Genomic DNA, 22326 nt, shown 5'->3' with positions numbered 1-22326 from the left:
AGAATCTCCTTCGCTTTTTCTATTAATTAAATGTAATGTTATGTACAGCCTCTTTATCAAGACGTTTAATAACTTCTACAATTAACTTCACTGCATTTTCATAATCATCACGATGTAACATTGCCGCATGAGAATGGATATAGCGCGTTGCAATTGTAATTGCCATAGAAGGAATACCATTTACAGCAATGTGAATCGCACCCGCATCCGTTCCTCCGCCCGCTACTGAATCATATTGATACGGGATTTGTAATTCATCAGCAACATCAACTACGAAATCACGTAAACCTGTATGTCCAATAACAGAAGCATCATATAAAATGATTTGTGGTCCATCGCCCATTTTACTTTGCGCTTCTTTTGACGTTACACCCGGTGTATCTCCAGCGATACCAACATCTACTGCGAACGCGATATCTGGTTTAATATAATTCGCAGATGTTTTTGCACCACGAAGACCAACTTCTTCTTGTACAGTTCCAACGCCGTATACAACGTTTGGATGCTTTTCATCTTTTAGTTGTTTTAATACGTCAATTGCAATTGCACAACCGATTCGGTTATCCCACGCTTTTGCAAGTAACATTTTTTCATTCTTCATCACTTGGAATTCAAAGTACGGTACAACTTGATCTCCTGGTCGTACGCCCCACTCCATCGCTTCTTCTTGGCTAGAAGCACCGATATCGATGAACATGTCTTTAATTTCAACTGGCTTTTTACGAGCTTCTGGAGGTAAAATGTGCGGTGGTTTTGAACCAATTACACCTGTTACATCTCCTTTACGCGTTACAATCGTCACGCGCTGTGCAAGCATAACTTGTGACCACCAGCCACCAACCGTTTGGAAGCGAAGGAAACCTTTGTCATCGATTTGTGTAATCATAAATCCAACTTCATCTAAATGACCTGCAACCATAATTTTCGGACCGTTTTCTTCCCCTACTTTTTTCGCAACTAAACTCCCTAAATTATCAGTAGAAAGTTCGTCCGCAAACGGCTCGATATATTTCTTCATTACTTCACGTGGTTCACGTTCGTTACCAGCAATACCACGTGCATCCGTTAATTCTTTTAGCATTGTCAATGTCGCGTCTAATTTTGTCATTGCCAACACCCTCCTTTTTCTTCAGTCAATTCATTATACAATAATTAAATTGAAATATTCAAAAATTAAATTAGTATCCTTGTGTTTGACGCTGATGATTTACCTCATTTTTATCTAAATATGCTTTTTCAATCTCTTCTTGCTCAAATTCAAGTGCTTGTCCAAGTCGAAGATAGCTTGTAAATAATTCAATATAGTTTGTAATAGATGGTTGATCTGTAAAACGAATTACTTTCGCATATGTGTCTAAGAAAATTTCCACTTGTGTTTTATTCGTTTGTGCACATTTATAGAATAAGAAGTTTTTATCAATACCTAAATCAATTCCGATTGATAAAATAAAATGCAAACCATCTACGTATTCTTCTAATATTACTTCACGTTCCGAAGCTGGTTTGTTGCTCCAATATTTAAAACAACGTGTTTCATTTGCAAGTTCACCAATTTCTACAAGAAGAGCTAACATTTTTTCTTTTAACAATTTTTTCGGTTGTAAGTCATGTTCTTTTGCAATACGGTCATCTAATTCTTTTTGTAATTTAAATAGTTGTAGTAAGTCCATTCTATTGTCCTCCTCCAACATCGCATTTTACGCAACAATGTTGTTTCATCTCAAAGTTCATTATTATGTTTCAGTTCTTATGAATAAGTCAGCTATCTACCTCTTTATAAAATAGCTTGTCCTTAATTTGCAAATACGTTTCAGTCATCACTCTTAAATTGTTCATCTGATGAAAGTTCCATATCATCTTTCCATTATAGCAGTGTCGTTTCGGCTAGGAAAGATACTCTTCTTTCCAAACGTGCATAATTAAAAAAAGCCAGGAGGATTCTCCTGACTTCATATATATATTCTTCTATATCACTATAGTTTTTATGTTGATTTTGTCATATCGATAACAACACATCCGTTAATCTTTAGAACTTCAAACTTCTCTCTGAACACAAACAAAAAAACCTTAGAAGAAAATTCTTCTAAGGTTTCAACTAATTAATTAGTTAATGTTGTTTTTTGCAACTGTTGCTAATTCAGCGAAAGCTTTTTCGTCATGAACAGCTAAGTCAGCAAGCATCTTGCGGTTAACTTCGATGCCAGCATTTTTAAGACCGTGCATTAAGCGGCTGTAAGAAAGACCATTCATACGAGCTGCTGCGTTGATACGTGTAATCCATAATTTACGGAAGTCACGTTTCTTTTGACGGCGGTCACGGAATGCATACATTAGAGATTTCATAACCTGTTGGTTAGCAACCTTGAATAATGTATTTTTTGAACCGTAGTAACCTTTTGCTAATTTAATTACTTTTTTACGACGTTGACGAGTAACTGTACCACCTTTTACTCTTGGCATAATATTACCTCCTAATTGTTCTATATATCAGCCGAACTTATTTTAAGTTGTCAAGCATTTGACGAATGCGTTTGAAGTCACCAGCGCTTACTACACCAGCTTTACGTAGTTTACGTTTAGCTTTTGTAGATTTGTTAGCGAATAAATGGCTTGTGTAAGCGTGAGAACGTTTCAGTTTACCTGATCCAGTCTTTTTGAAACGCTTTGCAGCGCCGCGATGAGTTTTTTGTTTAGGCATAGGTATTTCCTCCTCTATCTATTACTTATCGTTTTTCGGTGCTAAAACTAAGAACATACTGCGTCCTTCCATTTTAGGCTTAGATTCAACTGTACTAACTTCAGCACAAGCTTCTGAGAAGCGATCTAAAACACGTTGACCGATTTCTTTATGAGTAATGGCACGTCCTTTAAAGCGAATTGACGCTTTAACCTTGTCGCCTTTCTCTAAAAACTTGATAGCATTACGAAGTTTTGTGTTAAAGTCGTGTTCATCAATTGTTGGACTTAAACGAACTTCTTTCATGCTAATTACTTTTTGATTTTTGCGCTGCTCTTTTTCTTTCTTCTGTTGCTCAAAGCGGAATTTACCGTAGTCCATAATGCGGCATACTGGCGGTTTCGCATTTGGAGCAACTAATACTAAATCAAGATTAAGATTTGCAGCTAAGTCTAAAGCGTCATTACGAGACTTGATTCCAAGTTGATCGCCATTTGCGCCAACTAAACGTACTTCACGTGCACGAATTTGCTCGTTAATCATCATATCCTTGCTAATAGTAAGCCACCTCCAAGGTTTTCTCAGAACATATTTTGTAGTCATAGAACCCGACAAAAAAAGTGCGGGCATACGACACCCACACTTGTAAAATCTTAAGTAAGAAATACATTTACCTGCTAACTGCGAATGCGTCCATCAGGTGAGAAGCGGGTGCTTCTACTTGTTCCACAAAACAATATTCTATTATCCTTGATGAGTTTATCATAGGACATGACGTCTGTCAAGAAGACGCGATGTGTTTTACTAACAACAAGAAATATTGTAACAAACAACTAACATACTTGCAATACTTTTTTATGATAAGTGTTACATGGTTATTTTTTCTAGTTTTTCTCTTTTATATTACAAAGAAAAGCCGCGGTATACCGCGGCTTTTTCTTATCGTTTTCCTTCTACTTTAATCATATCAACAAAAGCATCTAATGCGATTGTTTCTGATTTTTGTTCACCATATTTACGTACGTTTACGCCGTTTTCAGTTACTTCATTGTCACCTACTACAAGCATGTACGGAATTTTTTGCATTTGTGCTTCACGGATTTTGTAACCGATCTTCTCTTCACGAGTGTCTAATTCAACACGGATACCAGCACGACGCAATTCGTCTTGTACTTTCTTCGCATAGTCTAAATGTACTTGCGGAGAAACTGGAATTACTTGTACTTGAACTGGAGCTAACCAAGTTGGGAATGCACCTTTGTATTCTTCAATTAAGAAGGCTACGAAGCGTTCCATAGTTGATACAACACCACGGTGAATTACAACTGGACGATGTTGCTTACCGTCTTCGCCAACATAAGTTAATTCAAAGCGTTCTGGAAGTAAGAAGTCTAATTGTACAGTTGAAAGTGTTTCGTCTTTTCCAAGAGCAGTACGAACTTGAACATCAAGTTTTGGACCGTAGAATGCTGCTTCACCTTCAGCTTCATAGTAATCAAGACCCATTTCATCCATAGCTTCTTTTAACATACCTTGTGCTTTTTCCCACATCTCATCATCCGCATAATACTTTTTAGTATCTGCTGGATCACGATAAGATAGACGGAATGAGTAGTTCTCTAAACCGAAATCTTTGTACACTTCTAGAGTTAAGTTTACAACACGTTTTAACTCTTCTTTAATTTGATCTGGACGAACGAAAATGTGCGCATCGTTTAAAGTCATTCCGCGTACACGTTGTAACCCAGATAACGCACCTGACATTTCATAACGGTGCATTGTTCCAAGTTCCGCAATACGGATTGGTAATTCACGGTAGCTGTGAATATCATTTTTATAAACCATCATATGGTGAGGACAGTTCATTGGACGAAGAACTAATTCTTCATTATCCATTTCCATTGATGGGAACATGCCATCACGGTAGTGATTCCAGTGACCAGAAGTTTCATATAACTCTCTACTTCCTAATACTGGAGTGTATACGTGATCATAGCCTAAGCTTGCTTCTTTATCAACGATGTAACGCTCGATAATACGACGAATTGTTGCACCCTTTGGTAACCAAAGTGGTAAACCTTGTCCTACTTTTTGGCTATTAGTAAATAGTTTTAATTCTTTACCTAATTTACGGTGATCGCGCTCTTTCGCTTCTTCAAGCATACGTAAGTGCTCATCTAATTCTGCTTTCTTAACGAATGCAGTACCGTAAATACGTTGTAACATTTTATTATTGCTATCGCCGCGCCAGTAAGCACCTGCAACGCTTAATAATTTAAACACTTTAATTTTCCCTGTAGATGGAAGGTGAACACCACGGCAAAGGTCGAAGAATTCGCCTTGCTCATAGATTGAAATAACTGCATCCTCTGGAAGATCGTTAATTAAATCTAATTTTAACTCATCACCAATTTCTTCAAAGCGACGAAGTGCTTCTGCACGTGGTACTTCATGACGAACGATTTCTAAGTTTTCGTTCACGATTTTTTGCATTTCTTTTTCGATTTTCTTGAAGTCTTCAACTGTAATTGCTTCTTCCATATCGATATCGTAATAGAAGCCATTTTCAATTACTGGACCAATGCCAAGCTCAAGCTTAACATCTTTATATAAACGTTTTAACGCTTGTGCTAAAAGGTGGGCTGTTGAATGGCGTAAAATATATAAGCCATCTTCAGAATCTAATGTAATAATAGAAACTGCACCATCTTCTTCGATTGGTGTAACAAGATCGATCATCTCATCGTTTAATTTTCCAGCTACAGCTTTTTTCTTTAAGCCTGGGCTAATAGAAGCTGCGATTTCTTCAGTTGTTACGCCTTTTGGAAACTCCTTCACAGCTCCATCAGGGAAAGTAATTTTAACTACATCTGCCATCACTGGTCACTCCTCTTTTTCTCAAAATAAAAAACACTCATCCCGTAAAAAGGGACGAGTGTTGAATTCGTGGTTCCACCCTTGTTCCAATTAACATAATTGTTAATTGCTCAAGTTCAACATAACGGTGTTGTCCGTTAGCAATTACTAGAAAAACCGTTCACTGCTAAAGTTTAGAGGTGGTAAGTAATAATCCCGTACTAGGAAGCTCACACCCTAAGGCTTCCCTCTCTGAAAATCGTAGAAAACTACTCATGTCCTCATCATAACATTTCGATATATTTCATTTATGTAGGTAATTATATGCTCAAAAACTTAGAAAATCAAGGGCGTTACCTTTATTTTTTAAATTTTTCACATTGCGCTCAAAATCATGTAATCCATGTAATTGGACCCGTTCTTGAAACACATTTCGCAAAGTAATAATCATATTATGGTCTTGTTCTTTCGTATATAAATAAATCTTTTTGGGCGAAATAGAAAGAAGCGGCGCAATTACTTTCGTATCAATATATACATCATTTTGCTTTAACAATTCCTCATCTATATATTGGACCAACTTCTCCTGTTTTAAACGTCTACCTTTATCATCATAAAAGATAAAGCTTTCATCAAAAATAAGATGCACGCAGGACAAGCGTGATTTACGGCTACTTACTTGTTGCCGAAGCGTCTCAATGAACATTTGGTATTCTTGCTCCATCTTATATTCATCAATTGCCACTTCCGCAAGTTTAGCCACCATTTCCCTATATGTACGAAGACGAAAACGGATATATGATGAAAACGAGAATGAGAGCGGATCACAAAGCCAATTATTTAAAGAAGACTTAATATATGACTCAAATGCGTTACGCGTTAAATCCTGAGCTACACCTTTTCTTCTTCCCTTTAAAATCTCATGTGCCATGTGCAATATTTGATGACACTCTTCTTGTTCTTCATAAAAAAACTTTTCTTTTAAGATCGTATAAATCCACTCATTTTGTTTCACATTCACAATAAAATACACCATTACCGGCAATAAGATCTTTTCAATATAATTTGATTCACGTACTGGTATGTGAATCACCACTTTTTGTTCCTGTAAATACACACTCGTTTCCTTATATAATACTTCCGCTCTTTTCAGCAATTGTCTATATACGTGCATAGCATCATTTTTTTCTTCGAAGCAAATTTCAATCACTTTTGTCCCCCCTTTTATCCCTGCTCTAAAGGACTGTATCTATACGTTACAAATCCTATAAGAGTCCGTCCCGCGTGAAGTTCACTCTTAGTAGAATTACATTTCCTATCGTTAGAAAATCCACTCAATATGGCTTGCTAATTTTATATATATTAAGGGAGGGAGAAAAAAATGATACAAGCTACTATGAATTTTTTTATTGTATACTTTATTCATTACTAAAGTGAGGTATATGAATGTTTGAATATAAATTCGTAAAAGTCGAATTTCATTGGGGGCTCACTCGCTCAAAACTAGCTGAAGACTACCAAGAAATTATTCAAGAACATGCTAAAGATGACTGGAGGTTCGTACAGATTGTTGCCCCTACGATTGGCAGTTCTGGACAACCTGAATATTTCGATCTCATATTTGAAAAGAAAATATCACTATAATACAAAAGAGCAAGCTTCTCAGCTTGCTCTTTTACTTATGACGACGGTTTTTCCCACCAATTGGAATTGGTTTCGCTAAATATTTAATTCGTTCCATAATACGTGCTGCCTTCATTTCTTCAGCCTCACCACGTTGTGTATACGTTAAATGATGTTCCAATTGTTTAAAATCAAAATTAGACGTAAAGAACGTCGGTAAGTTTTCTAACATACGGAATTGCAAGATTGCACCAAGCACATCGTCACGCACAAAGCTCGACATCGCTTCTGCCCCGATATCATCTAACATTAAAACTTGCACGCGTTTAACCGCATCAATCTTTTCGCCAATCGAATTATCTTGAATCGAACTTTTAATTTCACGTAAAAATTCCGGGAAGTATACGAGCATCGAACTTATTTTCTTTCGAGCAAGCTCGTTCGCAATTGCTCCTAAAAGGTACGTTTTTCCTACACCAAATTTACCGTACAAATATAAACCTTGTGCTTTTTTACCTGGTTCATATGTACTTAAAAATTCATTCGCTGCGCCAATTGCATCGATACGTGCATTTAAGTCAGAAGGGTCTAAGTTTTCCATAGTTGCCTGTAAAATATCCGTTGGCATATATACACTTTGAACGAGTTTTTCATATTTCTTTCTCTCGTCATATGCTACTTTTCTAACGCAACGATCGTATTGAATATCAATCATCTTCCCTTGAATAACAAGCTTTGGCTCGTATCCTTGCAGCATATTTTTACATGCACCTAAATCCGGACAATCCACGCAACCTACACTTTGTCCAATATATTCATATAACTTCACCAGACTGCGCTCAATCATAGAAGTCGTTACTTCACCTTTATGTTCGTCTATAAATTCTTTCACACGCGGGTGCGCCATTACTTCTGCCTTTAATACTTCATATCTATTTTTAAAGTTTTCATTTTCCATTAATTTTGTAAATGAATTTTGAATATGCTCCATTTTCTCACCTCAAAGAGCGTTCATTCTCTTCTATTAATCACGCTTATATTTTTTTAACACTTCTTCTAATCGTTTTCGTTCATCTTCTAGCGTACATGCATCTTTTTCTACACTTACATCTTTCTTCGCCGTTTCTTTCTCTTGTTCTTTCGGCTCTTCTTCCTTAAGCCAATCTGGCACCATTTCTTTTCGTACCGTTTTCTTCGCCGTACGGCCTTTTTTCTTCGTCTCAGCCCACTCTTGATATTGACGGTTCTCTTCTTTCGCTAACGCCATCGCGTCCGCTACTGTACCGACCTTTTTACGTGCCCAATGCCCAGCAATCTTCTCGACATACGTTTTCGCAAGTTTCATATCTGAGCGTAGCATAACGTAATAAATAAGTACATTCACAACTCCTGGTGTCAATTTTTGATTAATCATGACATCTTCAACGATTTGCAAGTCCGCTTTCGTTGCCTCTGCACCACCAGAAATCTCTTTCAATAGTTGTTTTGGCGAGATTTCCTCTAGCTGCTTTATTAACATCTCCTCTTGTGATGAAGGCTCTTTCTCTTTCATCGTACGTGCAGCATGAGGCTGTACTCTTTCACTTAGTACCGGTAATGCTTGACCATTTTCAAATTGATACCAATCGCGCGCTCCTTTTCTAAGCCTTTCCATATCAATTGTTTGCATCTCCGTCACCGCACCAAGAACGATATTTTGCATCGATAACACATCTACACCATACACGTAAGCAAGTGTTATAACGCAGTCTCTTACTTGATCTGTAATCGCCTTTTTAGGAACAAGAGCGGACAATCCATCTACAAATAAAGAGAAATCAAAGAAATCATTCCAAACTTTCGGAGCGTCTCCCTTCTCGTTACTTGGCATAGTTGTCGTTTTTGGAATACGAAGGTCTTCTTGCGCATGCTCAAGCTGTCCTGGATTAAACGAACCAAACACATCATTGAAAGAGCGCGTAACATTTTCATAAGAAGCAAAATCAAATTCTTCTTCTAAGAAATATTGCTTTACTTGATTATATTTTGTCCGACTCAATCGATTGTATAAAAAGATACTTAAAACAATATCATCAAAAAACTGCTTCGGAGATAAAGGTGGTTGCAACTCATATATGAACATTCGAATATCTTTTTCTTTCTTAATATATACCTTCAAAAGCCCAATTGCCTCTAACTTTACTCGTTCCTCATATATTTCAGGAAGTTGCATTTGCATAGTCACCATAAGGGAATGATGTGTATTCTCTTTTCCAAATACACGATCTTGCTCTAGCTCCCCCCATAGTGTCATGTATAAGCTAAAAGCTCTACTACCTATTAACGGCTGATACAACATCGTCAATACTTTTCGGTCGTAATTATGCAGTAGCCCTTTCGCACTTACTTTATAACGATCAATCGGCAATAGCTCCATCCATGACTGTTTTTCCATTCTTGCTTTTCCTTTCTCTCATCCAATCTATCCTCTACTTCATTCCTTCTATCTTCATTATATAAATTCTTAGTGAAAAAGAGCTATTAGCTTTCGCTTCTAGCTCTCTTATCCTATTACTTACGGTATGTAAAGAGAATAAAATACAACTTCTACTCTCTTTCTTTTTGCAGTATATCTTTTAATTCTTCAATAAATACATTTAAATCTTTAAATTGACGATATACAGAAGCAAAACGTACATAAGCAACATCATCAATATCGCGAAGTTCTTCCATAACAATTTCACCAATCATATCACTTTTCACTTCTGATATACCTAAATTACGCAGTTCACGTTCCACGCTTTGTGTTACTTCTTCTAATTGTCTTAAAGATACTGGTCTTTTTTCACACGCTTTAATTAAACCGCGTAAAATCTTTTCTTTATTAAACTCTTCTCGTGTGCCTTCTTTTTTAACAACGATAAGAGGTGACTCTTCTACCCTTTCAAAGGTCGTAAAGCGACTTAAACAACTTTCACACTCTCTTCTTCTTCGAATAGAGCGCCCCTCGTCTACCGGACGCGAATCTAACACTCTTGTACCATTATGAGAACAGGATGGACAACGCAATTCATTCACTCCTTTACACTATACTCTTTATTTTTCTCTACTCAATTCACCTAAAATATATATACAATATTATATAACTCATTCTAACTCTCTTACCACTTTAAGTTTCAGCGCATCACTTTATCATCTCATACTTAAAAATAAGATGGCATATAGGGCACTACCTCATTTGCAAGAGTCCAATGTATTCAACTAACGAGTACGTTATATTTTTCCTTTTTTATAAACTAAAAAAGAGGTGCATTATACACCTCTTTACATTTTAAATCAATTATGTTCTTTTTTAAAGAGCTTTTGTTTCTCTCTGCTTAATTTCGAAGCTACCAGTGCCTCGAGGAAGCTCGATGCTCTCACGCGTTTTCGCGTTTAAACCTTCTGCAATATATTCTGCAGCAACATTTGGATCAATACGATCCCCACAAGTATAAACATCAATACTTGCGTAACCGTGCTCCGGAAAGCTATGAATTGTTAAATGTGATTCTGAGATAATTACTACTCCACTTACACCTTGTGGTGCAAATTTATGGAAAGCAACCTCACGCACTTCAGCACCAGCTCTTAGTGCTGCATCCACAAATAATTGTTCAATATACGGCATGTCATTAAGCTTGTCGAAATCGCAATCCCAAAGTTCAGCGATCACGTGACGACCCATCGTATCCATAGTATCCATTCTACAGTTCCCCCTTGTAAATTTATTCTAACTGTTCGAATTGAAAACTAATTTGCAATTTGGCTTGCTCCACTACCACGGGGGAAAGTTAGTCCAGAGAGGTCCTAACCCTTTAAGTAGTGACTACGTACCTCAGCTCTTAAGTTTACGAGTGTTAGTATACTTTGTTTATTTTCATTTTGCAACAACAGTTTTTTCGATTTTCTGTCATATTTTCCTCTTTACTTTTCCCTAAAAAAAATAAACGATTCACAAATGCAGTAATCACAACGTTTCGTGGTATGTCCACTTTTTAAAATATACTTATATAATTTTTTTCCTTTTCAGAAAAAAATAAAAAAAGAGGGCAAATATTGCCTTGCCCTCTCCTCCCTTATTCACTTAAATGTGTTGCACATTTTCTTGTTTCGCTAACTCTTCAACAACTAACGTTACAAGATCTACAACACGACGAGAGTAGCCCCACTCGTTATCATACCAAGCAAGTACTTTCACTTTACGATCACCCATTACCATTGTAGATAAACCATCGATAATAGCTGAATGTGTATTTGTATTAAAGTCGATAGATACTAAAGGCTCTTCGCTGAATTCTACAATACCTTTTAAAGCACCGTTTGCAACAGTTTTGAATGCATCGTTAATAGCTTCAACTGTCACATCGCGTTTTACATCTACTACTAAGTCAACAAGAGACACGTTTGGTGTTGGTACACGAAGTGCCATACCATGAAGTTTTCCGTTTAAGTGCGGAAGAACTTTTGCTAGCGCTTTCGCAGCACCTGTCGTTGTCGGAATGATTGATTGTCCGCAAGCACGTGCTCTTCTTAAATCTTTATGTGGGTTATCAATATTTTTTTGGTCATTTGTATAAGCGTGAACTGTCGTCATTAAACCGTTTTCAATTCCAAACTGCTCATCTAACACCTTCACAACAGGCGCTAAACAGTTTGTTGTACAAGATGCATTTGAAATAACAGTATGTTTTGTAATATCTAATTGGTCTTCGTTCACACCAACTACAATTGTTACATCTTCATTTTTACCAGGCGCTGTTAAAATAACTTTTTTCGCTCCAGCTTCAACGTGAAGAATTGCTTTTTCTTTTGAATTAAATTTACCAGTTGCTTCAATTACAACTTCAACACCTAAATCTGTCCAAGGCAATTCCTTTGGATCGCGGTTGTTTAAAAGGCGAATCATTTTTCCATCAACTAATAAGTGATCTTCAAATGCTTCTACTGTTCCGTCAAACTTGCCATGAACTGTATCATATTTAATTAAGTGTGCTAACGTTTCAGATGGATAGCTTGCATTGATTGCTACAATTTCGAATGCGCTTTCTTTTATTGCTTGACGAAATACCATTCTCCCAATACGTCCAAATCCATTAATTGCCACACGAGTCATAATATGTTATCCCCCTTGAATGCGTTATACTATTTATCTCCAATCCCAATAATAGTATAACACAAAAAGGAGATATGTCACTAAGCATTTTCATTAATTTCACAATTTTTTAGTCAATAATGTTCCACTTCTTTAAAATTACCTGCAATTGTGTTTTCGTTCCCATAATTGTGCCATCATTATTTATCACTTCATCTGCATTTTTCACTTTTTCTTCTAACGGCATTTGAGATTGAATACGAGCTGTTGCTTCTTCTTCTGAAAAGTTATTTCGTTTCATTAAACGCTCTAATTGCGTATGCGGCCTAACTGCTACAACTAAAACGCGGTCAACAAGACTTGTTAATTTGCTTTCAAATAAGAGAGGAATATCTAACACAACCGCTTGCATATCTTCTTTTATGTACATTTCCTTTTGCCTATTCATTTCCTCACGCACTGCAGGATGAACAATTTTATTTAACTGCAATCGTTTTTCTTCATTATAGAAAACGACACTTCCCAGTTTTGGACGATCTAGTTCTCCATCTTCTTGTAACACTTCCGTTCCAAATACTTCTACTATTTTGTTATATGCTGGTTTTCCTTGCTCTACAACTTCTCGTGCAATAATATCTGCATCAATAACCGGTATGCTCAGTTCACGAAACATTTGAGATACTGTACTTTTTCCACTTGCAATGCCTCCTGTTAATCCAATTACTACTGTCATAATAAGCCTCCTCATAATAAAAGGCGCGAAACTAATGTTCCACGCCCATACTTACATTTTCCAAATTCCAATAATGATGAGTAATACTCCAGGCAGGAATGTAAATTTTTGTAACCACTTCATATTCGATAAAACCGTTCCAAGTTTCATTCCAATAAATAAAAACAAAGAACTCATAATTGCAACTAATATCGCCATCATAGCGGGTGCATACCCTAATAAAGATGCACCAATTCCGGCACCAAATGAGTCTACAGAAAGAGCGATACCAAGAAGCAATGCCTCTCCTGCAGAAATGGTGCCTGATTTATCAAAATCTGCTACAGTCGGTTTCCGTAAAATTTGAATCACTAGCCCTAGCGAGGCAATCTCTAATTTCCAGACCTTCTCCTCTTGCTTCGGTTCTTCTTTTTTCTCACTTCGAAAAAATTGATACAATACCCAAATCCCTATTCCAATAAGAACAAGCCCACCGATACGCGTTGCGATAACAGGTGAAAATACTTTCGCGATCATATGTCCAATTCCCATTGAAACAAGCATAACAGCCGCTGAACACATTCCGATAATTATAATTGATCTTAGTGGAATTCTTACGCTTCTTAAACCATATGTTAGCCCTACACTACAGCTATCTAAGCTTAATGTAAAAGCTAATAAAATAAGAGATAAATAAAGGTACATCGGTAAGCTCCTCCCTTATACATAGCTCTGCTGTATGTATATGACAAATGCCTATCCGATGTTATCTCTTTTCTATATTCTTGGCTGACAAATTGGGCAGTAATGCGTTCCTCGCCCGCCAACAACTGTTTTTTCTAATATCGTACCGCAAGTTACACACGGTTCTCCTTTTTTTCCGTATACATTTAGGAGTTCTTGGAACGAACCAATTTGCCCTTGTGAGTTGATATACGTTCGAATTGTACTTCCGCCACGCTTCACTGCTTCTCCTAGCGTTGTAACCGTAGCCTCATAAATTCGCTCAATTTCTTCTTTTGTCAAAGACGACGCTTCTCGTTCCGGATGAATTTGAGAACGGAATAAAACTTCATCCACATATATATTTCCAAGCCCTACTAAAAGACGCTGATCCAATAGCACAACTTTTATTTTACGATTTGTCTTTTGCAATCTTTCTTGTAAATACTGTGGTGTCAATTCAGCATCAAACGGCTCCGGCCCTAAGTCAGCAAGAGGCATTTGGTTCATCTCTTCACCTTTCTTAAAGAGATGCATCGTACCAAACTTTCTCACATCTTTATAATGTAATTCAGTTCCATCTGTAAATAAGAAACGGACGTGCGTATGTTTATCAATCGGCTCATCCTCTTGATGTAGTAAAAACTTACCTTCCATACGCAAATGTGAAACAATAACATAATTTGTTACATATAGAAGCAAAAACTTTCCTCTTCGCTTTATATTTTCAATCTTCTCGCCTTTTAGCATTTCTTTAAAGATTTCTGCATCATCCGGTCGTTTCACTATTTTTGGATAAGTAACAATAACATCTTCAATCGTTTTTCCTGTTACAAGATTTTCAAGTGTCCGTCTGACGTTTTCAACCTCTGGTAATTCAGGCATTTCATCACTTCCTTATTTTGCGTCGTACCAAGTTGGACCGTAAGAATAATCAACTTTCAGCGGAACTGCGAGTTCAATCGCATGCTCCATTACTTCAGGTACAAGCTGCTCTAATTTTTCAATTTCTTCTTTTGGTGCTTCAAATATTAATTCATCGTGTACTTGCAGAAGAAGACGCGCTTGTAATCCTTCTTCTTCTAAACGATCTGCCATAATAATCATCGCTTTTTTAATAATATCTGCTGCAGTACCTTGAATTGGTGTATTCATCGCTGTACGCTCAGCAAAGCTACGTAAATTGAAATTACGACTCGTAATTTCTGGAATATAACGGCGACGATTTAATAATGTAGCCACATATCCTTTTTGTTTCGCATCTTTTACGATGTCCTCCATATATTCTTGTACACCAGGGAAACTTTCTAAATACTTTTCAATAAATTCCGCTGCTGCTTTTCTTGTAATCCCTAAGTTTTGTGAAAGACCATAATCACTAATACCATACACAATTCCGAAGTTAACAGCTTTCGCTTGTCGTCTCATATTTGAAGTGACTTCATCTTTTTCAACGCCAAATACATCCATAGCTGTTTTCGTGTGAATATCCATGTCATGCTGGAATGCTTCAACTAGCCCTTTATCATTTGCAATATGAGCTAATACACGCAGTTCGATTTGTGAATAGTCAGCCGCATACATAATCCAACCTTCTTCTGATGGAACAAATGCCTGACGAATCTTTCTTCCTTCTTCTAATCGAATCGGGATATTTTGCAAGTTCGGATCCGTTGAACTTAATCGACCTGTTTGCGTTAACACTTGATTAAAGCGAGTATGAATTTTAGATGAATCTTCATGTACAACTTTCAGTAAACCTTCAATATAAGTTGAATTTAGCTTCCCTAATTGACGATAATGTAAAATGTTTGGAATAATTTCATGGCGATCCATAAGCTTGTCTAATACATCAGCTGACGTAGAATAACCTGTTTTCGTCTTTTTAATAATCGGTAAGTTTAAGTTCTCAAACAGAATTACACCAAGCTGCTTCGGTGAATTAATATTAAATTCTGTTCCCGCAAGCTTATAAATTTCCTGTTCCATTTCCTTTAATCTACCTGCGAGTTCTTCTCCCATATTACGAAGACGCTCCGTATCAACTTTTACACCTTTTACTTCCATATCAGCTAATACACGCGCAAGTGGCAATTCTAACTCTGTAAACAGTTCATATTGCTCATTCTTCTTTAACTCTTCAACGAATGTTTGCTTTACATCATATAATACATGCACTTTACGAGCCACATGCTCCGCTACTACTTCTAACTCTGGAACAGCACGCTTCGCACCTTTTCCGTAAACTTCTTCATCTGATTTCACAGCATGCGTTTCTTTCATTTTCGCTACAGTACGGAAATCTTTATCTGTATCAGCCGGGTCAAGTAAATAAGCAGCGATTAATAGATCAAAGTCAATCCCTTGCATATCTATCCCATTCCATTTCAGTGCAACGATTGCTCGCTTCGCATCAAATGTATGCTTTCTCATTTCTCCATTTGCAAGCCATGCTTTAAATGCATCCGATGCAAGAGCAATATCCTTCTGAATAAAGTAGCAACCATTTTCATTTTGAATACCAAAGCCTTGAATGTCCGCCTTATGATAATTATCTTCTTGCACTTCTACGATAAGCGCACTATCTTGCTGAAGCATTTCTTCTGTAACTTCTTCCACAATATCAAATGTAATATCATCTAATTCAGCTGGAGCTGTTTCTTCTGGCGTAACGCCTAATTTATTTAAAAGAGATGTAAATCCTAAACTCTCGAACATTGGAATCACATCACTTGCTTCATATCCTTTATACGCCATATCATCCACATGAACTGTAATCGGTGCATCTGTAATAATAGTCGCAAGATCTTTACTCATAAGAGCTTGTTCTTTATTTTCTTCTAGTTTTTCTTTTAATTTCTTCCCGCTTACTTGATCTAGATTTTCATACACTTCTTCAACCGTTCCAAACTGTGTTAACAATTTAATCGCCGTTTTTTCACCAACTCCTGGTACACCCGGAATATTATCTGATTGGTCTCCCATTAAACCTTTCATATCGATAATTTGCTTTGGTGATAAGCTATATTTTTCAAATAAAGCTTCTTTCGTATATTCATCTACTTCCGTAATCCCTTTTCGCGGAATACATACAAGCGTGTTATCAGAAACAAGTTGAAGTAAATCTTTATCTCCTGAAATAACTTTTACACTTGCTCCTTGTTCACTCGCTTCTTTTGCTAGCGTTCCCATAATATCATCCGCTTCATAATTTTCTAATTCATAACGCGGTACGTTGAATGCATCCAGCATCTCACGAATAAACGGGAACTGCTCTGATAATTCAGGTGGAGTCTTTTGACGTCCTCCTTTATACTCACTATACGTTTTATGACGGAAGGTTGTTTTGCCTGCATCAAACGCCACTAACATATGAGTTGGCTTTTCTTCCTCTAATATTCTCATTAACATCATTGTAAAACCGTAAATTGCGTTCGTATGTATACCTTTGTCGTTATTTAAAAGCGGTAGTGCAAAGAAAGCACGATACGCGATATTATTACCATCTACTAATACGACCTTTTTTTCCAAAATTGAAACCTCCCCATACAAATTTGAAATGATTTTTTTCACAGAAAAAAACCGTTCCTTTCCTCTCTCTATATTAACATGACTAATAGAGAGAAGAAAAATAACGGTTATTTTCTTTCATATATAAAACAGACTTATATTGGCATAAAGGGAAGTGACGAGAACAGCTTAACTATTCTCGTCCAAAATTACTCCTTGGATGAAGGGGTTTTCATGTATTATATTAACAGAGCTTTATTAATATTTAATTAAGCCATTGTTAATATATTGTAAACATCCTTCATCCTATTTTTCAGTTGCTGATTTTGGTAAAACAACTGTAAATGTTGTCCCTTCCCCAACTTCACTATCCACTGTAATTGTACCGTGATGCGCCTCTACTAAATGCTTTACAATTGATAATCCGAGGCCTGTACCACCAGTATTTCTACTTCTCGCTTTATCCACTCGGTAAAAGCGTTCAAAAATACGCGGAATTTCCTCTTTACTAATACCAATTCCAGTATCCGATACTTTTATATAAGCATTATACTTATCTTCCGCTAGCTCTACTGAAACAACGCCTCCAGCCGGTGTATATACGATCGCGTTATTCATTAAATTAATAAAGATTTGTTTCAAACGACTTGGATCTCCAATAACAGAAGCACGTTTTAATACATTCACTTGTAAAGAGATTTCTTTTTCTCCTGCTTTATTATCAAGCACCATATGAATATCTTCAAGCAGCCCCTTCATGTCAACGGTTCCCATATTTAATTTAAATCCTTGTTGTTCGATCTTTGACAAATCTAATAAATCTTCAATTAATCCTTGCATGCGCTCACTTTCTTTTAAAATAATGTGCAAGAAATGTTCGCAGAATTTTTTATTATCCATCGCTCCGTCTAAGAGTGTTTCTGAAAAACCTTTAATAGAAGTAATCGGTGTCTTTAATTCATGAGAAACATTCGCTAAAAAGTCTTTTCTCATTTGTTCTAATTTCTTTAACTCTGTTATGTCATGGAATACAAGAACAATCCCTTTCCATTCATGGTTTGTCCCGATAATCGGCGCTCCATATACTTCGAAATGCTTCCGCTCAATTCCAAGTGGCAATAACATTTGTTTACGCACTTTCACTTCTGTCATAAAGATTTCTTCTACAAGCTCAATAATTTCTGTATGATGAAACGATTCATAATATAAGCGATCTAAATATTCTTCATCTGTTACGTGGAAAGTTTCCTTATAAGAGCGGTTTACAAGGTTTATATACCCGCGGCTATCAATTAAAATCATTCCGCTTCCCATATTTTCAATTAACGTATGCAGACGATCTTGCTGCATTTCTTGTTCAAGTGTCATCTCTTGTAAGTTACGAGCTAAAATATTAATCGCTTTACTCAGCATTCCTGTTTCATCCGAATGACTTTCGTATGCACGTGCTTTATAATTACCCTTTGCCAATTCAATTGCAACTTTTGTAACCGATTCAATCGGCCTAATATATTGCCCTGTAATTTTCATACCTAAAAATACAACTACGAGACAAGCAATAACAAATCCGATAATTAATAATCCCCACGTTTTTTGATGTACGTCTTTTAAAGGATCGATTGTACTTTTCACCAAAACGTATCCTTGTTTTCCTTCTACATCTTGAACGAACACCGCATGATAAAATTCATTCTTTCGATCTGTCTCTTTCGTAATCACTTTACTTCGTTGTTTTGCCAATTCCGAAGTAAGTTCTTTAATCGTCTCTGGACTAAATGCCAATTCTTGTCCTTTTCTATATTGAACTTTCTTTTTTTCATCCACAAATACGATAGAAGCTGGTATTTTTTCTTCTAACTTTTCAAATACGTATGGATTTTTTAAGACATTATCAAAACCTTGCTCTTCTGCTAACGCCGCAACATACTCCGTCTCTTTGACCATTCTCTCTTTAGCATGATCTATATAGTAGTTTTCAAACACAGTTTCTAGCAATAAACCTAGTCCAACTAAAATAAATACAATAAGAGAAACAAATGTAAAAAGAAGCCTGGAACGAAATTTATTCATTCCCTTTTGGCTCCTCTAATTTATATCCTAAACCACGTATCGTTTTAATGTACGTCGGTTTTTTCGTATTTTGTTCAATTTTATCGCGCAAATGGCTAATATGAACATCAACAATTCGTGTATCACCAGCAAAATCGTAATTCCATACAGCACTTAATAATTGATCACGCGTCAACACGCGACTTTTATTTTTCGCAAGATACACAAGTAGTTCAAATTCTTTTGGTGTTAATTCAAGCTTTCTTCCTTGGAAATAAGCCTCATAAAACTCCGGTAAAATTTTAAGTTCTGCAATTGTGATGCTATCTTCATCTGGCGCTTCTGCAACTTGTTCTTCTTGTTGTAATTTCGTGCGGCGCAAAATCGCCTTCACACGAGCAACAACTTCCCTTGGACTAAATGGCTTCGTCATATAATCATCTGCCCCAAGTTCAAGGCCTAGCACCTTATCAAACTCATCATCTTTTGCCGTTAACATTAAAATCGGCGTCATAACGCGCTGCAATCGTAATTCTTTACACACTTCCATACCATCCATTTTCGGAAGCATTAAATCTAATATAATTAAATCTGGGCGTTCTGTTGTCGCTTTTTGAAGCGCCATTTCTCCATCCATCGCTGTTATAACTTCAAACCCAGCTTGTTGTAAATTAAATTCGATTAAAGTTAAGATAAATTCCTCATCATCAACTACTAAAATACGATTGTTCATTCTTTTCCTCCAAGTTATAGACTTGAAACCTTCTTCATCCTAGTATTTTCCCCGTTATTCTCATCATACTAGAAAACAAGGTCCCTCTCAATATAATTGTCTATTCATGGAGATCGTTTGTGTAGAATTGAGAAAATAGACGTAATTACGATTCACCTGCAACTACACAGAATTTTGCCAAACTTTATAGATTACTCTCTCTTCTTTAAAGCTCACTTCCGTATGAACTATAAAATCTTGATTTTGTGCTAGGAAAAACGAAAGAGCATACGCTATTTTATAATCCGGTGTTTCATATCCATCAAATACTCTCCCGTACATTTCATTCGCAACCCCGTCTGCCCACACTTCAGCTTCTCTTACCGTTTCAAAGATAACGTTTTCTCCTTTCCACCTCATCTTAAAGAATCATTCCTTCCATTGACTTAAATTATCAAATTATAATATAGTAAATATTGTTAATCCAATAATCCGAATATAAAAAGGGGTCTATTATGCGACTATTACTACCTATTTTAACTTTAGTAGTAACATGTTTCCTTACTTTTAACGTACCGAGCTGGGATACGATTAAAACGGGGTGCTCAGAATTTGCTGAAGGATTCAAAGAAGGATTTTTCAACTAAAAATAGCGCTAGCATCCTTATTCAAGGTATGCTAGCGCTATTCATATTTTCATCTTTTAAAAATTATCTAATGCTTTTTCCATAATGGAAACAGATTTAAAAGGCGGCGTGACTGTTAATGAACCTTTTACAACAGTTTCTCCTTTTTCATCATGAGCAGATACAAGCATATCAATTGTATGTTCCTCCTCAGAAACAGCCACAACTTCAAAGTGGATTTGTAACGTTTCATAATGGTGAACATGCTTCACGAACGTAAGGTCCTTCCTAGTAATATGACTTCCTGGACCCGGTAAATATTTCGTAACTGCCGTTGTAATCATTCCCGTTAGCATAATACTTGGTACAATCGGCTTTTCATACGGAGTTTGGGATGCGTAATCATGCTGAATATATAATGGATTGGCATCATTCGTTAACCCTAAGTACAATAACAAATCTTTATCCTCAATTTTTTCAGTGATAGATAATTTCTCTCCTACTGTAATTTCATCCATTTTACGACCAATTTGAACTTTTTTCTTTAACATGTTACAACCCCCTCCGATTTTTTCACCTTATTATCCTACTAAAAGCGATACCTTATCCGAAATTTACTATGATGAGGGCAATGTATAGTATAAATCTATAGTTTCATTATAGGATACTACAAATGATAGCGTTTTCATATTATTTCAAAAAAACAATTCGGTAAATAGTAGAAAAAGATTCGGAATCCCGAATCTTTTTCACTACTATTCAATTATTAAACAAGAACTTTCATTACGTTACGTACAGATTCTACAGAGCGATCTAACGCTTCTTTTTCATCTGCAAGAAGTTCTAATTCAATAATTTTTTCAATTCCGTTACCACCTAGAATTACTGGTACCCCTAAGTAAAGGTCACTATAACCATACTCACCTTCAAGGTACGCAATAGCTGGTAATACACGGCGTTGATCTTTTAAGATTGCTTCTGTCATTTCAACTAAAGAAGCTGCTGGTGCGTAATATGCACTACCGTTTCCTAATAAGCCTACAATCTCACCGCCACCTTTACGTGTACGTTCTACGATTGCTTCTAAACGCTCTTTCGGAATTAACGTTTCTAACGGAATACCGCCTGCATAAGAATAACGCACAAGAGGTACCATGTCGTCACCGTGTCCACCAAGAACAAATCCTGTAATGTCTTTCACAGAAAGATTTAATTCTTGTGCGATGAATGTACGGAAACGAGCTGTATCTAATACGCCCGATTGGCCAATTACACGCTCTTTCGGGAATCCTGCTTCTTTAAATACAGAATATGTCATTGCATCAACTGGATTTGTTAACACAACAATAATTGCATTTGGTGAATGTTTTGCAATGTCGCGCGTAATACTTTTCATAATTTTAGAGTTCGTTGCTACTAAGTCATCACGGCTCATACCAGGCTTACGTGCAATACCTGCTGTAATAACGACAACGTCAGAATCAGCAGTATCTGCGTAATCAGATGTTCCAATAATGTTAGCATCAAAACCTTGTACTGGGCTCGCTTCTAACATATCTAACGCTTTCCCTTTTGTTGGATTTTCCAGTTGTGGAATGTCCACTAATACAACATCTGCAAGTTCTTTTTGTGCTAATAAGAATGCCGTTGTTGCTCCTGTAAATCCTGCACCGATGACTGAAACTTTCTTGCGTTTGATTGTCATAATTTACCCCCCCGCTTTAA

The 22326-nt window shown here is 36.5% G+C and carries 23 protein-coding genes and 2 other annotated features; of the genes, 2 read left to right on the top strand and 21 right to left on the bottom strand.

The window, feature by feature from the left end; translation table 11 throughout:
* Positions 1-22: 22 nt before the first annotated feature.
* The 7 genes from MRP26_RS23040 to ytxC form a co-directional block, all read right to left on the bottom strand.
* Positions 23-1108, bottom strand: a complete 1086-nt coding sequence (locus MRP26_RS23040; protein WP_000163555.1) for a M42 family metallopeptidase — start codon at positions 1106-1108, stop codon at positions 23-25.
* A gap of 70 nt (positions 1109-1178) precedes the next feature.
* Positions 1179-1670, bottom strand: a complete 492-nt coding sequence (locus MRP26_RS23035; RefSeq protein ID WP_000365050.1) for a dUTP diphosphatase — start codon at positions 1668-1670, stop codon at positions 1179-1181.
* 433 nt (positions 1671-2103) lie between these two features.
* The gene (rplT, locus tag MRP26_RS23030; protein ID WP_001138362.1) at positions 2104-2460 is read right to left on the bottom strand and encodes a 50S ribosomal protein L20; all 357 of its coding nucleotides are present in this window, start codon (positions 2458-2460) and stop codon (positions 2104-2106) included.
* Between the two features lie 37 nt (positions 2461-2497).
* Positions 2498-2698: a 50S ribosomal protein L35 gene (gene rpmI / locus MRP26_RS23025; protein WP_001125945.1), complete on the bottom strand. Its 201-nt coding sequence runs from the start codon at positions 2696-2698 to the stop codon at positions 2498-2500.
* A 21-nt stretch (positions 2699-2719) separates the two neighbouring features.
* Entirely contained in the window at positions 2720-3223 is a 504-nt protein-coding gene (gene infC / locus MRP26_RS23020) for a translation initiation factor IF-3 (RefSeq protein ID WP_000973215.1), read from the bottom strand.
* A gap of 62 nt (positions 3224-3285) precedes the next feature.
* Positions 3286-3406 (bottom strand) — a sequence feature (ribosomal protein L20 leader region).
* A 210-nt stretch (positions 3407-3616) separates the two neighbouring features.
* Positions 3617-5554 carry a threonine--tRNA ligase gene (thrS, locus tag MRP26_RS23015; RefSeq protein ID WP_000786077.1) on the bottom strand — a complete coding sequence of 646 codons (1938 nt, stop codon included), beginning with the start codon at positions 5552-5554 and terminating at the stop codon, positions 3617-3619.
* A 47-nt stretch (positions 5555-5601) separates the two neighbouring features.
* Positions 5602-5830 (bottom strand) — a binding site (T-box leader).
* A 31-nt stretch (positions 5831-5861) separates the two neighbouring features.
* Positions 5862-6743, bottom strand: a complete 882-nt coding sequence (gene ytxC, locus MRP26_RS23010) for a putative sporulation protein YtxC (protein WP_000569629.1) — start codon at positions 6741-6743, stop codon at positions 5862-5864.
* Between the two features lie 236 nt (positions 6744-6979).
* On the opposite strand from ytxC, the gene MRP26_RS23005 reads away from it, so the two are divergent.
* A complete protein-coding gene (locus MRP26_RS23005; protein WP_197242814.1) occupies positions 6980-7177 on the top strand; it encodes a DUF4177 domain-containing protein in 198 nt (65 codons plus the stop codon).
* Positions 7178-7208: 31 nt separating this feature from the next.
* Here MRP26_RS23005 and dnaI read toward each other — a convergent pair whose 3' ends face one another.
* The 12 genes from dnaI to MRP26_RS22945 all read right to left on the bottom strand — a co-directional run bounded on the left by dnaI (position 7209) and on the right by MRP26_RS22945 (position 20395).
* Entirely contained in the window at positions 7209-8147 is a 939-nt protein-coding gene (gene dnaI / locus MRP26_RS23000; RefSeq protein WP_000400120.1) for a primosomal protein DnaI, read from the bottom strand.
* Positions 8148-8180: 33 nt separating this feature from the next.
* Positions 8181-9590, bottom strand: coding sequence for a replication initiation and membrane attachment family protein (locus tag MRP26_RS22995; RefSeq protein ID WP_197242815.1), 1410 nt, complete (start codon positions 9588-9590; stop codon positions 8181-8183).
* A gap of 152 nt (positions 9591-9742) precedes the next feature.
* The gene (gene nrdR / locus MRP26_RS22990) at positions 9743-10204 is read right to left on the bottom strand and encodes a transcriptional regulator NrdR (protein WP_001203687.1); all 462 of its coding nucleotides are present in this window, start codon (positions 10202-10204) and stop codon (positions 9743-9745) included.
* A 283-nt stretch (positions 10205-10487) separates the two neighbouring features.
* Entirely contained in the window at positions 10488-10871 is a 384-nt protein-coding gene (speD, locus tag MRP26_RS22985; protein WP_002003660.1) for an adenosylmethionine decarboxylase, read from the bottom strand.
* A gap of 390 nt (positions 10872-11261) precedes the next feature.
* Complete coding sequence (locus tag MRP26_RS22980) at positions 11262-12290, bottom strand: glyceraldehyde-3-phosphate dehydrogenase (protein WP_000198974.1); 1029 nt, start codon at positions 12288-12290, stop codon at positions 11262-11264.
* Between the two features lie 109 nt (positions 12291-12399).
* The gene (coaE, locus tag MRP26_RS22975; protein ID WP_197242816.1) at positions 12400-13002 is read right to left on the bottom strand and encodes a dephospho-CoA kinase; all 603 of its coding nucleotides are present in this window, start codon (positions 13000-13002) and stop codon (positions 12400-12402) included.
* Between the two features lie 51 nt (positions 13003-13053).
* Complete coding sequence (gene ytaF / locus MRP26_RS22970; RefSeq protein ID WP_000281743.1) at positions 13054-13686, bottom strand: sporulation membrane protein YtaF; 633 nt, start codon at positions 13684-13686, stop codon at positions 13054-13056.
* Between the two features lie 72 nt (positions 13687-13758).
* Positions 13759-14589 carry a DNA-formamidopyrimidine glycosylase gene (gene mutM / locus MRP26_RS22965; RefSeq protein WP_071731428.1) on the bottom strand — a complete coding sequence of 277 codons (831 nt, stop codon included), beginning with the start codon at positions 14587-14589 and terminating at the stop codon, positions 13759-13761.
* Between the two features lie 12 nt (positions 14590-14601).
* Positions 14602-17235 carry a DNA polymerase I gene (gene polA, locus MRP26_RS22960; RefSeq protein ID WP_197242818.1) on the bottom strand — a complete coding sequence of 878 codons (2634 nt, stop codon included), beginning with the start codon at positions 17233-17235 and terminating at the stop codon, positions 14602-14604.
* A gap of 285 nt (positions 17236-17520) precedes the next feature.
* Positions 17521-19284: a sensory box histidine kinase PhoR gene (gene phoR, locus MRP26_RS22955; RefSeq protein WP_053563569.1), complete on the bottom strand. Its 1764-nt coding sequence runs from the start codon at positions 19282-19284 to the stop codon at positions 17521-17523.
* Positions 19277-19996 (bottom strand): two-component system response regulator PhoP, encoded by a 720-nt coding sequence (gene phoP / locus MRP26_RS22950; RefSeq protein WP_001065220.1) that lies wholly within the window; start codon positions 19994-19996, stop codon positions 19277-19279. Before phoP ends, phoR begins: the two co-directional genes overlap by 8 nt.
* Before the next feature lie 162 nt (positions 19997-20158).
* A complete protein-coding gene (locus MRP26_RS22945) occupies positions 20159-20395 on the bottom strand; it encodes a hypothetical protein (RefSeq protein ID WP_098628527.1) in 237 nt (78 codons plus the stop codon).
* Between the two features lie 95 nt (positions 20396-20490).
* Here MRP26_RS22945 and MRP26_RS30835 point away from each other — a divergent pair, with 95 nt between their 5' ends.
* Positions 20491-20622, top strand: a complete 132-nt coding sequence (locus MRP26_RS30835; protein ID WP_001238014.1) for a hypothetical protein — start codon at positions 20491-20493, stop codon at positions 20620-20622.
* 56 nt (positions 20623-20678) lie between these two features.
* On the opposite strand, the gene MRP26_RS22940 is transcribed toward MRP26_RS30835, so the two are convergent.
* Together MRP26_RS22940 and mdh are read right to left on the bottom strand one after the other, a co-directional pair.
* The gene (locus MRP26_RS22940; RefSeq protein WP_000914180.1) at positions 20679-21152 is read right to left on the bottom strand and encodes a MaoC family dehydratase; all 474 of its coding nucleotides are present in this window, start codon (positions 21150-21152) and stop codon (positions 20679-20681) included.
* Between the two features lie 215 nt (positions 21153-21367).
* Positions 21368-22306, bottom strand: coding sequence for a malate dehydrogenase (gene mdh, locus MRP26_RS22935; protein ID WP_000153232.1), 939 nt, complete (start codon positions 22304-22306; stop codon positions 21368-21370).
* Positions 22307-22326: the final 20 nt, after the last annotated feature.

The sequence above is a fragment of the Bacillus sp. CCB-MMP212 genome (assembly GCF_022748145.1).
GTDB lineage: Bacteria > Bacillota > Bacilli > Bacillales > Bacillaceae_G > Bacillus_A > Bacillus_A cereus.
The sequence above is the reverse complement of the archived record's forward strand: the minus strand, read 5'-3'. Positions and strand labels throughout refer to the sequence as shown.

What these genes read in the sequence shown, in the direction of transcription:
- MRP26_RS23040 (WP_000163555.1), bottom strand. Translation starts at nt 1,108, where the DNA reads ATGACAAAATTAGACGCGACATTGACAATGCTAAAAGAATTAACGGAT.
- MRP26_RS23035 (WP_000365050.1), bottom strand. Translation starts at nt 1,670, where the DNA reads ATGGACTTACTACAACTATTTAAATTACAAAAAGAATTAGATGACCGT.
- rplT (WP_001138362.1), bottom strand. Translation starts at nt 2,460, where the DNA reads ATGCCAAGAGTAAAAGGTGGTACAGTTACTCGTCAACGTCGTAAAAAA.
- rpmI (WP_001125945.1), bottom strand. Translation starts at nt 2,698, where the DNA reads ATGCCTAAACAAAAAACTCATCGCGGCGCTGCAAAGCGTTTCAAAAAG.
- infC (WP_000973215.1), bottom strand. Translation starts at nt 3,223, where the DNA reads ATGATGATTAACGAGCAAATTCGTGCACGTGAAGTACGTTTAGTTGGC.
- thrS (WP_000786077.1), bottom strand. Translation starts at nt 5,554, where the DNA reads ATGGCAGATGTAGTTAAAATTACTTTCCCTGATGGAGCTGTGAAGGAG.
- MRP26_RS23005 (WP_197242814.1), top strand. Translation starts at nt 6,980, where the DNA reads ATGTTTGAATATAAATTCGTAAAAGTCGAATTTCATTGGGGGCTCACT.
- dnaI (WP_000400120.1), bottom strand. Translation starts at nt 8,147, where the DNA reads ATGGAGCATATTCAAAATTCATTTACAAAATTAATGGAAAATGAAAAC.
- MRP26_RS22995 (WP_197242815.1), bottom strand. Translation starts at nt 9,590, where the DNA reads ATGGAAAAACAGTCATGGATGGAGCTATTGCCGATTGATCGTTATAAA.
- speD (WP_002003660.1), bottom strand. Translation starts at nt 10,871, where the DNA reads ATGGATACGATGGGTCGTCACGTGATCGCTGAACTTTGGGATTGCGAT.
- MRP26_RS22980 (WP_000198974.1), bottom strand. Translation starts at nt 12,290, where the DNA reads ATGACTCGTGTGGCAATTAATGGATTTGGACGTATTGGGAGAATGGTA.
- coaE (WP_197242816.1), bottom strand. Translation starts at nt 13,002, where the DNA reads ATGACAGTAGTAATTGGATTAACAGGAGGCATTGCAAGTGGAAAAAGT.
- ytaF (WP_000281743.1), bottom strand. Translation starts at nt 13,686, where the DNA reads ATGTACCTTTATTTATCTCTTATTTTATTAGCTTTTACATTAAGCTTA.
- mutM (WP_071731428.1), bottom strand. Translation starts at nt 14,589, where the DNA reads ATGCCTGAATTACCAGAGGTTGAAAACGTCAGACGGACACTTGAAAAT.
- phoR (WP_053563569.1), bottom strand. Translation starts at nt 19,284, where the DNA reads ATGAATAAATTTCGTTCCAGGCTTCTTTTTACATTTGTTTCTCTTATT.
- phoP (WP_001065220.1), bottom strand. Translation starts at nt 19,996, where the DNA reads ATGAACAATCGTATTTTAGTAGTTGATGATGAGGAATTTATCTTAACT.
- MRP26_RS22945 (WP_098628527.1), bottom strand. Translation starts at nt 20,395, where the DNA reads ATGAGGTGGAAAGGAGAAAACGTTATCTTTGAAACGGTAAGAGAAGCT.
- MRP26_RS30835 (WP_001238014.1), top strand. Translation starts at nt 20,491, where the DNA reads ATGCGACTATTACTACCTATTTTAACTTTAGTAGTAACATGTTTCCTT.
- MRP26_RS22940 (WP_000914180.1), bottom strand. Translation starts at nt 21,152, where the DNA reads ATGTTAAAGAAAAAAGTTCAAATTGGTCGTAAAATGGATGAAATTACA.
- mdh (WP_000153232.1), bottom strand. Translation starts at nt 22,306, where the DNA reads ATGACAATCAAACGCAAGAAAGTTTCAGTCATCGGTGCAGGATTTACA.